This is a genomic window from Bradyrhizobium sp. LjRoot220 (assembly GCF_964252915.1).
GTDB lineage: Bacteria > Pseudomonadota > Alphaproteobacteria > Rhizobiales > Xanthobacteraceae > Bradyrhizobium.
Genome location: NZ_CAXUPS020000001.1, coordinates 1,294,343 through 1,307,635, shown reverse-complemented (window position 1 = coordinate 1,307,635; position 13,293 = coordinate 1,294,343). Strand labels below are relative to the sequence as shown.

Here is a 13,293-nt window from a genome sequence, read left to right as displayed (position 1 = left end):
CCTATACTTGTTCGATCACGATCGAGTTGATCTCATTGGCGACGTCGTCGAAGCGGTCTGAAACCTTTTCAAGATGCTTGTAGATCTCGGCGCCCACGATGAAATCCATGGTGTTGGCGTCGCGATGCTTGAGAAACAGTTCCTTCAGCCCGATATCGTGGAGATCGTCGATACGGCCCTCCAGCTTGCCGATCTCCTCGGTGATCGCGGTCAGCATCGCGACGTTCTGGCCGATCGATTGCATCAACGGCAAAGCACGGCCGACGAGATTGGCGCACTCGACGATCAGCGTTCCGATTTCGCGCATCGGCGGCTCGAAGGTGCGGACCTCGAACAGAATGACGGCCTTGGCGGTCTGCTGCATCTGGTCGATGGCATCGTCCATCGAGGTGATCAGGTTCTTGATGTCGCCGCGGTCGAACGGGGTGATGAAGGTGCGGCGGACCGCGGTCAGCACCTCGCGGGTGATGTTGTCGGCGTCGTTTTCGAACTGATTGACGCGCTGGCAGAACACCGGCGTCTCGTCGCCGCCGCGCAGCATGTCCTGCAGCGCCAGCGCGCCCTGCGCGACGGTCTGGGAATGGCGGGCAAACAGTTCGAAAAACCGCTCTTCCTTGGGCAGGAAATAGCGAAACCAGCGCAGCATCGGTCTATCCATCGTTTCGGAACGGCCGGGTCCCCGGCCTGTCACAAAACTGTCATAGACCATTCACACCGGAAGCGCGCGACGACGGACCCCGGAAAAGCGGTCATCCACCGCTTTGTGGGGCTGAAAATCGGCCGGAAAACGCCCCGCTTACAGCGAACGGCGGAAATAATGCGCGATCTCGCCCACCACGCCGCGACGGAACGTCAGCACGCAGGCGACGAAGATGACGCCCTGAATCACCGTGACCCACTGACCGAAGCCGGCCAGGTATTGCTGCATGGCGATGATCACGAAGGCGCCGACTACCGGGCCGAAGATAGTGCCGAGACCGCCGACCAGCGTCATCAGCACGATTTCACCCGACATCGTCCAGTGCACGTCGGTGAGCGAGGCGTTCTGCGCCACGAACACTTTCAGCGAGCCGGCAAAACCGGCGATCGTTCCCGACAGGATATAGGCCATCAGCTTGTACTGATCGGTCTTGTAGCCGAGCGAGATCGCGCGCGGCTCGTTCTCGCGGATCGCTTTCAGGACCTCACCGAACGGCGAGTTGATGGTGCGATAGATCAGGAGGAAGCCGCCGAGGAAGCCGACGAGGATGACGTAGTAGAGCACCGTCGGCTTGGCGAGATTGAAGAGGCCGAACAGATGGCCCTGCGGGATGCCCTGGATACCGTCTTCACCATGGGTGAACGGCGTCTGCAGATAGATGAAATAGAGCAACTGCGACAGCGCCAGCGTGATCATCGAGAAGTAGATGCCCTGGCGGCGAATCGCGACGACGCCGGTAATGACGCCAAGCCCGGCCGCGCCTGCAGTGCCGACCACAATTCCAAGCTCCGGCGACAGCCCCCAGACCTTCAGCGCATGCGCGGTGAAGTAACCGGCTGTACCAAGAAACATCGCGTGGCCGAACGACAAAAGCCCGCCATAGCCGATCAAGAGATTGAACGCGCAGGCCAGCAGCGCAAAGCACAGCGCCTGCATCACGAAGAACGGATAGATCCCGGTCAGCGGCACGATCGCCAGCAGCGCTGCCATCAGGGCGAATACGATCATCTCGTCGCGCACGGCGCGCGGTGATACCGGCAGTGTATCGTCAGTCAATGCGCTCATATCAGGCCGCCCGTCCGGTCAGACCCGTTGGCTTCACCAGCAACACCAGCACCATCAGGACGAATACCACGGTGTTTGAAGCTTCGGGATAGAAGTATTTGGTCAGGCCTTCGATCACACCGAGCGAAAAGCCGGTGATGATCGATCCCATGATGGATCCCATACCGCCGATCACCACCACCGCGAACACGACGATGATCAGGTCGGCGCCCATCAGCGGCCGGACCTGGTTGATCGGAGCCGACAGCACGCCGGCCAGCGCAGCGAGACCCACGCCGAGCCCGTAGGTCAGCGTGATCATCCGGGGAACGTTGATGCCGAAAGCACGTACCAGCGTCGGGTTCTCGGTCGCGGCGCGCAGATTGGCGCCAAGCCGCGTCTTTTCGATCAGGTACCAGGTGGCGAGGCAAACGATCAGTGAGAACACCACGACCCAGCCGCGGTAGATCGGCAGGAACATGAAGCCGAGGTTCATGCCGCCCTTCAGTTCATCGGGGATCGCGTACGGCAGACCCGAGGAGCCGAAATAATTCTGGAACACCCCCTGCACGATCAGCGCGATGCCGAACGTCAGCAGCAGCCCGTAGAGATGATCGAGGCCGGCAAGCCACTGCAGCATGGTCCGTTCCAGGATCATGCCGAAGATGCCGACCACGATCGGCGCGACGATCAACGCCGGCCAGTATCCGATGCCCGCCAGGTTGAGCAGGAAATAGGCGCAGAAAGCGCCCATCATGTAGAGCGCGCCATGGGCGAAATTGATGATGTTGAGCATGCCGAAGATAACGGCCAACCCCAGACTGAGCAGCGCATAGAACGAGCCGTTGATCAGTCCCACCAAGAGCTGCGCGTAGAGAGCTTGCATCGGTTTCGCACTCGAGTTCGTTGTGACGCGGTAACGCGAAAGCAGGCCCGCCGGCACAGTGCCGGCGGGCGATCGTCGTTACTTCTTTACCAGCGGACAGGCGCTTTCCGAAAGCGGCCGGAAAGCCTGGTCGCCCGGGGTGGTCCCGACCAGCTTGTAGTAGTCCCACGGCCCCTTGGATTCGGACGGCTTCTTGACCTCGAACAGGTAGGCCGGATGCAGCTTGCGGCCGTCGGCGCGGATGGTGCCCTTGCCGAACAGCGGATCGTCGGTCGGCGCCGCCTTCATTTTCTCGACGACCTTGATGCCGTCATGCGGATTGCCGCCCATCGCATCGACCGTCTTGAAGTAGTGGATCAGACCGGAATAGACGCCGGCCTGCACCATGGACGGCATCGCCTTGTTCTTCATGCGCTCGGAGAAGCGCTTGGAAAACGCGCGGGTGCCGTCGTTGAGATCCCAGTAGAAGGTCTCGGTGAAGTTCAGGCCCTGCGCCACTTTCAGACCAAGCGAGTGGACGTCGTTGATGAACAGCAGCAGGCCTGCGAGTTTCTGACCGCCTGCGACGATGCCGAATTCCGACGCCTGCTTGATCGTGTTGGTGGTATCGCCACCGGCATTGGCCATGCCGACGATCTTGGCCTTGGAAGCCTGCGCCTGCAGCAGGAACGAGGAGAAGTCCGACGAATTCAGGGGATGCCTGACGGTGCCGATAACCTTGCCACCCGATTTGACCACGACCGCGGCAGTATCGCGCTCCAGCGCGTGGCCGAAGGCGTAGTCCGCGGTCAGGAAGTACCAGGTATCGCCGCCGGCCTTCACCAGCGCCTGCCCGGTGCTGTTCGCCAGCATGTAGGTGTCGTAAACCCAGTGAATTGTATTCGGCGAGCACTGCGCATTGGTGAGGTCCGACGAGGCCGCGCCGGTATTGATCATGACGGCGTTCTTTTCCTTCACCAGGTTGTTGACCGCCAGCGCCACACCGGAATTGAGCACGTCCACGAAGACGTCGACTTTCTCGACGTCGATCCATTGACGCGCAATGGTGGTGCCGATGTCGGGCTTGTTCTGATGGTCGGCCGAGACCACATCGATCTTCCAGCCCTTGGCCGCAAGCCCGGAATCCTCGATCGCCATCTGGGCGGCGAGCGTGGAACCGGCGCCGCCGAGGTCGGAATAAAGACCGGAATTGTCGGTGAGTACGCCGACCTTGACGGTTTTGTCCTGCGCCAGCGCGCCGCTCGCGGCGAGTGTCAACGCCGTGCCGAAAAGAAGTGCAGAAATATTCTGTTTCATATTTTTCTCCCTGAATTTTCGCTTGCAGAAACGATGCCGATCAGACGCCGAGGTAGGTGTGAAGCTTGTCCATGTTGGCCTGCAGTTCCGAATTCGCGAAACCGTCGATGACCTTGCCGTGCTCGACGATGTAGTAGCGATCCGCGACGGTCGCGGCGAAGCGGAAATTCTGTTCGACCAGCAGGATGGTGAAACCTTCCGACTTCAGCCGCGCGATGGTGTGTCCGATCTGCTGGATGATGACCGGCGCCAGACCTTCGGTCGGCTCATCCAGCATCAGAAACCGCGCCCCGGTGCGCAGAATTCTGGCGATCGCGAGCATCTGCTGCTCGCCGCCCGAAAGCTTGGTGCCCTGGCTGTTAAGCCGTTCCTTCAGATTCGGAAACAGCTCGAAGATCTGATCGAGCGACAGGCCGCCTGGCTGCACGATCGGCGGCAGCAACAGGTTTTCGCGCACATCGAGACTTGCGAAAATGCCGCGCTCCTCCGGGCAGAAGGCAACGCCCATCCGCGCAATCCTGTCGGACGAGGCGCGCGTGATGTCCTGACCGTTGAAGCGAATCGATCCGGTGCGCTTGCCGATGATGCCCATCACCGATTTCAGCGTCGTGGTCTTGCCGGCGCCATTGCGGCCGAGCAGCGTGACCACCTCGCCGGCATTCACGTTGAAGTTGATGCCGTGAAGGATGTGGGATTCGCCGTACCAGGCCTCCAGATCCTGAACCGAGAGCACCTGGGTGCCCGCCGGCTTGGTGGTGGCTTCGGCCATTTTCAGATCAGCCATGACCGGCCCCCAGATAGGCTTCCTTGACGCGCTCGTCCTTGGACAGATCGGCATAATTGCCTTCCGCCAGCACCTGACCGCGCGTCAGCACCGTGATGATATCGGAAAGATTGGCGACCACGGAGAGATTATGTTCGACCATCAGAATGGTGTATTTCGCCGAGATACGCTTGATCAGCGCCGCGATCTTGTCGATGTCCTCATGGCCCATGCCGGCCATCGGTTCGTCGAGCAGCATCATCTCCGGATCGAGCGCCAGCGTCGTCGCGATCTCGAGCGCGCGCTTGCGCCCATAGGGCATCTCGACCGCCGGCGTGGTGGCGAATTCGCTCAAGCCCACATCGTTCAACAGCTCATGGGCGCGGCCGTTGAAGCGATCGAGGACGCTTTTGGAGCGCCAGAAATCGAATGAACTGCCGTGCTGGCGCTGCAGCGCGACCCGAACATTCTCCAGCGCCGTAAGGTGCGGAAACACCGCCGAGATCTGGAACGAACGCACCAGCCCGAGGCGAGCCACATCGGCTGGCGCCATCGCGGTGATGTCCCGCCCCTTGTACAGAATCTGGCCAGCCGAAGGCCTCAGAAACTTGGTCAAGAGGTTGAAGCATGTCGTCTTGCCGGCGCCGTTCGGCCCGATCAACGCATGAATGCTGCCACGACGCACCTTGAGAGCAACGTCGCGAACGGCAAAGAAACCCGCAAATTCCTTGGTCAATCCGTGGGTTTCGAGAATGAACTCATCGGCCAAACAAACTTCCCCCATCAGCCAGCTGCGAATGTCCCTCGCGCGGCCAATTATTTCCCTGTTCGGGCAGGGCTCTCCCGGACGTCTTGGAAACCGTCCCGGACCTGCCGCCTCCGGGCGGAATATGCCGTCAACGGCATGGATTAGGCAAGGCGGAAAGCTCGGCACGGCCAAAGCATTAGTGCCGGTTCCAAATCCGCCCTTAGTCGAATGGCGCGACTTGCGCGAAAGGCAGCTTGCCGCAGCGTCTTTCGCCGTACCAGCACACCGGAAAGCCGGCGTTAACGGTGTTTTGCTGCAATCAGGCCGTTTCATAGAATATTACCGCCCGGGGGCGGATCATCGCGCGATTTAGTCAGGCAGGGATCGCGGCCGTGGATTTTGCAAGCGCCGACCCATCAATCGTCAAATCGATCAAGCAGCGCGATTTGCTGAACACCTGGCTGCGGCTTTTTGCCCGCGACCGGTCGATACCCAGCTTGGAGGAATATCGGCCCGAGCGGATCGAGGACGAACTGCCCGACCTGGTTTTTTACACCGTCGATACCAGCGCACAGTTGCCCCGCCTCACGATTCAGAGCGACGGCACACGGATGTCGAGCGCCTATGGCCACAGCGGCAAGGGTCGCTATCTCGACGAGTATCTCGGTGCAAGGCTCGCGCCGATCGTGATGCCGGTCTATTACGAAAGCATCGCCCGCCGCCTCCCCGCCTACACCATCGCCAACATCGATGACATCTACGGGCGAATCGTTGCCTATGAGCGGCTGTTGCTGCCGTTCTCCGACAGCGGCAACGTGAGCCACATCATCGCGTCGCTGAAGACCATCTGCGAGGATGGCGGCTTCGAGATCAAAAATCTGATGCGCGGAAGCGACAAGCTGCCCGCGCCGATCGTTCGCACCATCATCGACCGCGATCTCTATCATCGCGCCCCCGGCCGCATTCCGTCCGGCGACGTGCTCGAATTCGGCTAGCGCTTGGCTTTCGACGCTACTTCCCTGGCGTAAATATCCGCCTTGAAGCCAACCAGCAATTTGCCGCCGAGGTCGAGCACCGGACGCTTGATCATCGACGGCTGCGCCAGCATCAGCGCCAGCGCCTTGCGTTCGTTCAGCCCTTCCCGATCGCTGTCCGGCAGTTTGCGGAACGTGGTGCCGGCGCGGTTGAGCAGGGTTTCCCAGCCGAGTTCGTCGGCCCATTGCTTGAGCTTGTCCTTCGCGATTCCCGCGGTCTTGTAGTCGTGAAAGTCGTAAGCGACGCCATGGCTGTCGAGCCAGCTGCGGGCCTTCTTCATGGTGTCGCAGTTCTTGATGCCGTAGATCGTGATGGGCATTTCAATGCATTCCGGATTGGGCGCTATTCGCTTCTGGCAGGGTCGCGGGGCTGGTTTTTACACACTACAGACCGCCGAATCCATCATAGACTGACGCGTCATTTGCAGGCTCGGGTCGTCGCATGGAATTCACCTTTTTGTTTCTGGCAGCAAGCATCGTCATGCTGGTCGCCTGGCGCGGCTCGCGCGCGCTTGCGCTGGGCCTATATGCCGCCACCATGATCGCCTGCGTCGCGACCTATCTGCACCACGCCACCGATACGCTCAAACTGTCGTTCTGAGCCGCGCATGACCCAGAGCCGCGCCATCACCCTGAACGCGCTCGGCCTCTACGCCGTGGCACTGGTGCTGGCGGCGGCGTTTGCGGCGCAACTGCTGCTGCACGAACTGCCCTGCCCGCTGTGCCTGCTGCAGCGCATCCTGTTTGCGATGCTCGCGATCGGCCCGATCCTCAACATCCGCTTCGGCCCGCGCCCCAGCCACTATGCGCTGTCATTGCTGGCAGCGGTTGCCGGCGCGGTCGCTTCGACGCGACAGGTGCTGCTGCACATCATGCCGGGAGACCCCGGCTACGGTTCGGCGTTGCTTGGCTATCACTATTACACCTGGGCCCTGATCGGCTTCATCGCCGCCATCGTTCTTCTCGCGGCGGTGCTGCTGTTCGACCGGCAGTTTGAAGATGATGGCGCAGCGTTGCCGCCAACCGGCGGCCTGTTCGCGCAGGCCGCCGTCTGGCTCGTGATCGGGTTGACTTCGCTCAACGTGATCTCGACACTGCTGGAATGCGGCTTCGGCGCCTGCGCCGATAATCCGGTCGTCTACGAACTACTCAGGCGGTTCTCCTAACCACGTTTCGGAATGTCGAGCCCGCGCTGAACCGCCGGCCGCGCGAGGCCGCGTTCCAGCCACACCGGTACGTGTTTCAGCGTATCAAACTCCACGAGTTCGCGCGCGCCGTAAAAGCCGATCAGATTGCGCACCCAGCCCAGCATCGAAATATCGGCTATGGTATATTCGTCGTCCATCACCCATTGCCGGCCGTTGAGGTGCATCTCCAGCACATCAAGCAAGCGTCTGGATTCGGCGACATAGCGCTCGAGCGGCCGCTTGTCGGGAAACTCCTTGCCGGCGAATTTGTGGAAGAAGCCGACCTGGCCGAACATCGGCCCGATCCCGCCCATCTGGAAGTGCACCCATTGAATGGTCTGCCAGCGGCGCGCAGCGTCCGCCGGCAGCAGCTTGCCGGTCTTCTCGGCGAGGTATTGCAGGATCGCGCCGGACTCGAACAGCGGAAGCGGCTTGCCGCCGGGCCCGTCGGGATCGAGGATCGCGGGGATCTTGCCGTTCGGATTCAGGGAGAGAAACTCTGACGTCTTCTGGTCGTCCTTGTTGAAGTCGACGAGATGCACTTCATAAGGCAGCCCGATCTCTTCCAGCATGATCGAGACCTTGACGCCGTTCGGCGTCGGCAGCGAATAGAGCTGAAGTTTTTCGGGATGTTTTGCCGGCCAGCGTTTGGTGATCGGAAAGGCGGAGAGATCGGACATTGAACTTGTTCTTTTCGTGGTTGTCGTTACGGCGGTAATGTACGAACCTTGCCGCGCATAACAAGGGTCGGCACCGCCAATGACGGATCATCCAATACCAGAGAAGCTGGGGCTGACCGACGCGGAGCTCGCGGTTCATCCGACCGTGTTCGCGGCCGACGCGCTAAGGGACCAGGTGGTGCTGGTGTCGGGCGGCGCCGGCGGCATCGGCCGCGCAATCGCCTGGCTGTTTGCGCGATTGGGCGCGCATGTCGCCGTGGTCGGGCGCGACCAACCCAAGCTCGATGCGCTGGTGGCCGAAATGGCCGGACGTGGCCTGAAAGCCTCGGCCCACACGACCGACATCCGGGAGCCCGATGCAGTCAGCGCGCTATTCGACACGGTCTGGTCCATCAATGGCCGGCTCGACATTCTCGTCAACAGCGCCGGCGGGCAGTTTCCACAAGCCGCGATCGACTTTTCCGTGAAAGGCTGGAACACCGTCATCAATACCAACCTCAACGGCACCTGGTACATGATGCAGGCGGCAGCCCAACGCTGGCGCGACCGCAAGCATCCCGGCAGCATCGTCAACATCGTGGTGGTGACCACGCATGGCCTCTACGGCATCGCGCATTCGATCGCGGCGCGATCCGGCGTGATCGGGTTGTCGCGCGCGGTCGCCGTCGAATGGGCGCCGCTGAACATCCGCGTCAATTGCGTGGCACCCGGCGCGATCGAGACCGAGGGCTGGAACGTCTACACGCCGGAGGCCCGTGCGGCCTATCCGCGCTCGAACCCGATGATGCGTGCGGGCTCGCCATGGGACATCGCCGAAGCCAGCGTCTTCCTTTGCGCCCCATCCGGCAAATTCATCACCGGTGAAACGCTGACGGTCGACGGCGGCGGCCAGCTCTGGGGTGAGACCTGGACCACCGGCAAGCCGGACTATTTCGGCGGTGACAAGTGAAAACGCGATAGCCGAACCCGCATGCCCCGCTATCGTCTCGCCATCTTCGACTATGACGGCACGCTCGCCGACTCGATTCCCTGGTTTCGATCGGTTTTTCAGGACCTGATCGCGCGGTTCGGGCTCGCACCCGTCAGCGCCGAGGAGCTGGAGGGATTGCGCGGGCTGTCGGGCCGCGAAATTATGACCCGCCTCAAAATGCCGATGTGGAAACTGCCGGCCATCTCGCGCGACATGCGGCGGCGCAAGCTTGCGGCGGCCAGCGAGATTTCCCTGTTCGGCGGTGTGCCAAAACTGCTCGCCGACCTGCAGGACCTCGGCATCAAGACCGCGATCGTCAGTTCGGACAGTGAAGCCTCGGTCCGGCTCGGGCTGGGCCCCGCCACCGCCCTGATCAGCCGCTTCGACTGCGGCGCCTCGGTGTTCGGCAAGCACCATAAGTTCCGCCGCGTCGCACGCCGGCTCCAGATCGACCCTTCCAACACCATCTGTATCGGCGACGAACTCCGCGACATCGAAGCCGCCAGCGCCGCCGGTATGAATTCGGGCGCGGTCGCGTGGGGCTATGCCCTGCCCGTCGCATTGCAGGCAGCGCGGCCGACGCATTTCTTTGGCTCGATCGAGGAGATGACGCAGAGGCTCTCCAATCCCTGACGTGGTGCCGTTCCTCCGCTCGGCGTCACGCCATCCTGCCCCGCAAGCTGTCCGCGAGCGCGGAAAGCATATTTGCAAGTTGTCCAGCGGCTTCCGGTGACGGCAGCGGCATCTTCAGGTTTTGCACGCCGGTGGCAGGATCGCGCTCAATCCACGGATGCGGCGCAGCGTCGGGATTTTTTGCAGATGCCAGAGCGGCAATAAACTGACCACCAATCTGGGCCAAGGCTTGCCATGGATCGGGCTTCGGACTGCGCGGCGGTGCCGCGGACCCGTCGACACGCGCGATCGCCGTTTCACCCGCGTCAACGCTTGCATCCGCGCCTGCTTCGCGCGCGACGCCTGCGTCGTAGACCGCAGCATCACTAGTCACTTCCTCGGCCGATGTCACGGCCTCGCCTTCGCCCATGCTCCCGGTAACGCCTTCCACCTCCTTCATGAAGCGGTTGAGGCGCGAACCACCGAGCGAAATCTCACTACCCCCGCCGTCGAGAATTCCGGCCGACAAGGAGCGCTTGAACGCCAGCACCGAAAGCATGCCCTCCTCGATGGTGCCCTTTGAGACGAAATTGATGACCTGCACCGGCCGCGCCTGACCGATGCGGTGGATGCGGGCGATACGTTGTTCGAGCACCGCCGGATTCCACGGCAAGTCCATGTTCACCAAGGTCGAAGCATTCTGCAGGTTGAGTCCGGTGCTGCCTGCATCAGTCGACAAAAACACGCGGCAGGCAGGGTCGTCACGAAACCGCTCGATCAATGCCGGCCGTTTCTCCGACGGGATGCCGCCGTGGAAGCTGACGTAGCCCACGTTCCGCGCTTCGAGCCGGCGAATGACGATATCATGGGTCCGCGTCCATTGCGAAAACACCACCGCCTTGGCCTCGGGGTCGGCGAACAATTTATCGAACAGCGCCGCCAATTCATCAGCCTTCACGCCATGGTCGGTTTCCTGGTCCAGCAGATAGCTGCTGTTGCACGACATGCGCATGTTCTGCAGCGCGCACGTCAGCCGCCGCTGGTCCTTGTCCGACAGAAACTTGGTCTTGCGCCAGCGCTGAACGATTTTCGCGACCACATCGGCGTTTTGCTGGTGTAGACCCATTTGCATTTCGGTCATCGGCACCAACAGGTTCTGGTCGGTCCTGCTGGGCAGTTGCCGTAGCACTTCGGACTTGCGCCGGCGGATCATGACCGGGGCCAACGATTGGCCGATCTTCTGCAACTCCTTATAGCCGGTGACGCGCCCGGCTTCGTCCTTGACCTGATGCTCGTGCAGCAGCTTCCAGGTTGGCCCGAGCCGGTGCTGGTCGACGAACTGAACGATGGAAATGAGTTCTTCTAGTTTGTTCTCCAGCGGCGTCCCGGTCAGTACGATGGCGTAGGAACTATCGATCCGCTTCAGGGCGCGGGCCGCGATGGTATTCCAGTTCTTCACCCGCTGCGCTTCATCGACAATGACCAGTTCGGGTGCCCAGGCATCTATTAGGTCGAGATCGGCCTTGAGTTTCTCGTAGTTCGTGATCTTGCAGAAGTCGTCCAGGGCGTAGTCCTTCTGCCGCTGCGGCCGGCCACCGTTGATGACCCGAGCCGCGTTTTTACCTTGTCGTCCCGAAAACCGCGCTATCTCGCTTTGCCACTGGTACTTAAGCGAGGTCGGGCAGATCACCAGCACTTTCGTAAGGCCAAAGTGCCGCGCCAGTATTTCGGTGGCGGCGATCGCCTGTATGGTCTTGCCCAATCCCATATCGTCGCCGATCAATGCGCGGCCGGCGCGTACCGCAAACAGGGCGCCCTCGGCCTGGTAAGGATAGAGCGGTACCTTTAGCAGTGACCGCAGCTTGGGATCGGCAGCGCCGCGCGGAAACAGCTGATCGAGTTTCGCGGCTCGCCGGACGGCATCCCGCCTTCCCGCGACAAAATCGAGCGCATCGTCATAGGCACGTAATTCATGACCGCTGTTCGACGCGATCGCCATGAAACGTTCGAGTTCGTCAAATCGGTCGTCCGGCAACATCCCGCTGTGTTCGACATCGAACAAGCCGGCGGCGGCTTCGCGCACCGTCGTTGGGCAGTCCGTTCCGGCGCGAAAATGCACACGGCGCATACCTTCATTGCGCAAATACAGCTCGGAGAATGCAGGCTGATAGCCGCGCGCGAACGCGCTGCGCGCGCCGCGCTTTTTCTCCAGCCGATCAAGCGTGAATTCGATGTGCTTGCAAGTTCCCAACTCGCTAGTGGCATAATCGGGGCATGAACAGAAATTACCACCCGGGCCCCGCCCCCTGATTGCCACACGATAGCTGGATTTCGAAACGGGATTGCTGACCCGAAACTCAGAGAAAAACGGCTCGCTGGTCAGATTCTCAAGCCCGAAAGCCTGCTCGCGGCCGAACTGACGGCGCAAGCCTCGTTGCCAGTCGACGGGCGATAGATCGGTGGGCGCAGCGGTGCGCGAGAGTTTGAGTTCCTTACTCGGCCTTGGTGTGGAATTCGGGTTTTGGCGTGCGGATTTCATGGCAAAGCGATCCGTTCGGGGAGCAGTTGGTCGCGAGACGCTAAGAGTAGGCCTGGACGACGGCAATAGCCGGAAGTCCAGCATCCCATTCGTATTGTTTTCGGGAAAGTTCTACCGAGGAAACTTCAACAGATTTCATCACGCCCGCTTCTGCAGCACCGTCACATGCAGCCCGCGACGGATTTCCATGCCTTGCCGGCGATACAGCGCGATCGCGGATTCATTGTTCGAAAACACGTGCAGGAACGGGATTTCCCCCCGCGCCACGATTCCGCGGGCGACGGCGCCGAGCAGCGCCTGCGCGTAGCCTCGGCCGCGGTGGGATGGGTGCACGCACACCGCGGTCATCTCGGTGTAATTGCCGGGCTTCATCCGCTCGCCGGTCATCGCGACGAGTTGGCCATCGACCCTGATCCCGAGGAACGTTCCGAGTTCATGGGTGCGCGTACTGAACGGACCGGGTTTTGTCAGTTCGACCAGCGCGATCATCTCTGGTACATCGGCGGCGCCGAGCGTGACGATCTCCACGCCGGGAAGCGAGCTTTCCATTGGTGTGCCGACCATCTGCTCTCCGGTTTCGGCGAGCAGGATTTTGAATTCATCCGGCGCGGCGACCGCGTCCGGTGTAAACAGCACGGCGATCTCGGATCCGGACATCAGCGCGCCAAGTGCGGCAAAACTCTCGGGCGACATGTCGGTCATGTCAGCGAACGGCGCGATCGTCGGCGGGAAGCGCCGCGCCACAGTGCCGCCTTCCGCCAACGCCTGCTGCCGGGTCGTCAGAGCGCTCCAGACGGGCTGATCGAGCGGATGGGTCATGGCGTTGTCGATCCA

Annotated in this window: 15 protein-coding genes; 5 read left to right on the top strand and 10 right to left on the bottom strand. The window is 61.5% G+C overall.

Annotated elements, in window-relative coordinates:
• Nucleotide 1: 1 nt before the first annotated feature.
• The 6 genes from ACSQ84_RS05615 to ACSQ84_RS05590 form a co-directional block, all read right to left on the bottom strand.
• The gene (locus ACSQ84_RS05615; RefSeq protein ID WP_436210626.1) at nucleotides 2–646 is read right to left on the bottom strand and encodes a DUF47 domain-containing protein; all 645 of its coding nucleotides are present in this window, start codon (nucleotides 644–646) and stop codon (nucleotides 2–4) included.
• Nucleotides 647–796: 150 nt separating this feature from the next.
• The gene (locus ACSQ84_RS05610) at nucleotides 797–1,765 is read right to left on the bottom strand and encodes a branched-chain amino acid ABC transporter permease (protein ID WP_436210625.1); all 969 of its coding nucleotides are present in this window, start codon (nucleotides 1,763–1,765) and stop codon (nucleotides 797–799) included.
• A gap of 1 nt (nucleotide 1,766) precedes the next feature.
• Nucleotides 1,767–2,630 (bottom strand): branched-chain amino acid ABC transporter permease, encoded by an 864-nt coding sequence (locus tag ACSQ84_RS05605; protein WP_436210624.1) that lies wholly within the window; start codon nucleotides 2,628–2,630, stop codon nucleotides 1,767–1,769.
• Nucleotides 2,631–2,708: 78 nt separating this feature from the next.
• Nucleotides 2,709–3,926 (bottom strand): ABC transporter substrate-binding protein, encoded by a 1,218-nt coding sequence (locus ACSQ84_RS05600; RefSeq protein ID WP_436210623.1) that lies wholly within the window; start codon nucleotides 3,924–3,926, stop codon nucleotides 2,709–2,711.
• 40 nt (nucleotides 3,927–3,966) lie between these two features.
• The gene (locus ACSQ84_RS05595) at nucleotides 3,967–4,710 is read right to left on the bottom strand and encodes an ABC transporter ATP-binding protein (protein WP_436210622.1); all 744 of its coding nucleotides are present in this window, start codon (nucleotides 4,708–4,710) and stop codon (nucleotides 3,967–3,969) included.
• Nucleotides 4,703–5,458, bottom strand: a complete 756-nt coding sequence (locus tag ACSQ84_RS05590; protein WP_436210621.1) for an ABC transporter ATP-binding protein — start codon at nucleotides 5,456–5,458, stop codon at nucleotides 4,703–4,705. The genes ACSQ84_RS05595 and ACSQ84_RS05590 overlap by 8 nt, the downstream gene beginning before the upstream one ends.
• 371 nt (nucleotides 5,459–5,829) lie before the next feature.
• Between ACSQ84_RS05590 and ACSQ84_RS05585 the strand changes: the two genes are divergently transcribed.
• Complete coding sequence (locus tag ACSQ84_RS05585; protein WP_436210620.1) at nucleotides 5,830–6,432, top strand: hypothetical protein; 603 nt, start codon at nucleotides 5,830–5,832, stop codon at nucleotides 6,430–6,432.
• Here the strand turns inward: ACSQ84_RS05585 and ACSQ84_RS05580 are convergent.
• Complete coding sequence (locus tag ACSQ84_RS05580) at nucleotides 6,429–6,791, bottom strand: ArsC family reductase (RefSeq protein ID WP_436210619.1); 363 nt, start codon at nucleotides 6,789–6,791, stop codon at nucleotides 6,429–6,431. The two genes, ACSQ84_RS05585 and ACSQ84_RS05580, sit on opposite strands and share 4 nt — an antisense overlap.
• A 122-nt stretch (nucleotides 6,792–6,913) precedes the next feature.
• Here ACSQ84_RS05580 and ACSQ84_RS05575 point away from each other — a divergent pair, with 122 nt between their 5' ends.
• Nucleotides 6,914–7,072, top strand: coding sequence for a DUF5993 family protein (locus ACSQ84_RS05575; RefSeq protein ID WP_436210618.1), 159 nt, complete (start codon nucleotides 6,914–6,916; stop codon nucleotides 7,070–7,072).
• A 7-nt stretch (nucleotides 7,073–7,079) separates the two neighbouring features.
• Nucleotides 7,080–7,637: a disulfide bond formation protein B gene (locus ACSQ84_RS05570; protein WP_436210617.1), complete on the top strand. Its 558-nt coding sequence runs from the start codon at nucleotides 7,080–7,082 to the stop codon at nucleotides 7,635–7,637.
• Here the strand turns inward: ACSQ84_RS05570 and ACSQ84_RS05565 are convergent.
• Complete coding sequence (locus ACSQ84_RS05565) at nucleotides 7,634–8,338, bottom strand: glutathione S-transferase N-terminal domain-containing protein (RefSeq protein ID WP_436210616.1); 705 nt, start codon at nucleotides 8,336–8,338, stop codon at nucleotides 7,634–7,636. The two genes, ACSQ84_RS05570 and ACSQ84_RS05565, sit on opposite strands and share 4 nt — an antisense overlap.
• 79 nt (nucleotides 8,339–8,417) lie before the next feature.
• Here ACSQ84_RS05565 and ACSQ84_RS05560 point away from each other — a divergent pair, with 79 nt between their 5' ends.
• Nucleotides 8,418–9,287, top strand: coding sequence for an SDR family oxidoreductase (locus ACSQ84_RS05560; protein ID WP_436210615.1), 870 nt, complete (start codon nucleotides 8,418–8,420; stop codon nucleotides 9,285–9,287).
• A 21-nt stretch (nucleotides 9,288–9,308) separates the two neighbouring features.
• Complete coding sequence (locus tag ACSQ84_RS05555) at nucleotides 9,309–9,941, top strand: HAD-IA family hydrolase (protein ID WP_436210614.1); 633 nt, start codon at nucleotides 9,309–9,311, stop codon at nucleotides 9,939–9,941.
• Between the two features lie 25 nt (nucleotides 9,942–9,966).
• Here ACSQ84_RS05555 and ACSQ84_RS05550 read toward each other — a convergent pair whose 3' ends face one another.
• Both ACSQ84_RS05550 and ACSQ84_RS05545 read right to left on the bottom strand, forming a co-directional pair.
• On the bottom strand, nucleotides 9,967–12,459 hold the full coding sequence (locus tag ACSQ84_RS05550; RefSeq protein WP_436210613.1) for a DEAD/DEAH box helicase: 2,493 nt from the start codon (nucleotides 12,457–12,459) through the stop codon (nucleotides 9,967–9,969).
• 138 nt (nucleotides 12,460–12,597) lie between these two features.
• Entirely contained in the window at nucleotides 12,598–13,278 is a 681-nt protein-coding gene (locus tag ACSQ84_RS05545; RefSeq protein ID WP_436210612.1) for a GNAT family N-acetyltransferase, read from the bottom strand.
• Nucleotides 13,279–13,293: the final 15 nt, after the last annotated feature.

Excerpts from the sequence above, each read along its gene's own strand:
- ACSQ84_RS05615 (WP_436210626.1), bottom strand. The coding sequence starts at position 646 with ATGCTGCGCTGGTTTCGCTATTTCCTGCCCAAGGAAGAGCGGTTTTTC.
- ACSQ84_RS05610 (WP_436210625.1), bottom strand. The coding sequence starts at position 1,765 with ATGAGCGCATTGACTGACGATACACTGCCGGTATCACCGCGCGCCGTG.
- ACSQ84_RS05605 (WP_436210624.1), bottom strand. The coding sequence starts at position 2,630 with ATGCAAGCTCTCTACGCGCAGCTCTTGGTGGGACTGATCAACGGCTCG.
- ACSQ84_RS05600 (WP_436210623.1), bottom strand. The coding sequence starts at position 3,926 with ATGAAACAGAATATTTCTGCACTTCTTTTCGGCACGGCGTTGACACTC.
- ACSQ84_RS05595 (WP_436210622.1), bottom strand. The coding sequence starts at position 4,710 with ATGGCTGATCTGAAAATGGCCGAAGCCACCACCAAGCCGGCGGGCACC.
- ACSQ84_RS05580 (WP_436210619.1), bottom strand. The coding sequence starts at position 6,791 with ATGCCCATCACGATCTACGGCATCAAGAACTGCGACACCATGAAGAAG.
- ACSQ84_RS05575 (WP_436210618.1), top strand. The coding sequence starts at position 6,914 with ATGGAATTCACCTTTTTGTTTCTGGCAGCAAGCATCGTCATGCTGGTC.
- ACSQ84_RS05570 (WP_436210617.1), top strand. The coding sequence starts at position 7,080 with ATGACCCAGAGCCGCGCCATCACCCTGAACGCGCTCGGCCTCTACGCC.
- ACSQ84_RS05565 (WP_436210616.1), bottom strand. The coding sequence starts at position 8,338 with ATGTCCGATCTCTCCGCCTTTCCGATCACCAAACGCTGGCCGGCAAAA.
- ACSQ84_RS05560 (WP_436210615.1), top strand. The coding sequence starts at position 8,418 with ATGACGGATCATCCAATACCAGAGAAGCTGGGGCTGACCGACGCGGAG.
- ACSQ84_RS05555 (WP_436210614.1), top strand. The coding sequence starts at position 9,309 with ATGCCCCGCTATCGTCTCGCCATCTTCGACTATGACGGCACGCTCGCC.
- ACSQ84_RS05550 (WP_436210613.1), bottom strand. The coding sequence starts at position 12,459 with ATGAAATCCGCACGCCAAAACCCGAATTCCACACCAAGGCCGAGTAAG.
- ACSQ84_RS05545 (WP_436210612.1), bottom strand. The coding sequence starts at position 13,278 with ATGACCCATCCGCTCGATCAGCCCGTCTGGAGCGCTCTGACGACCCGG.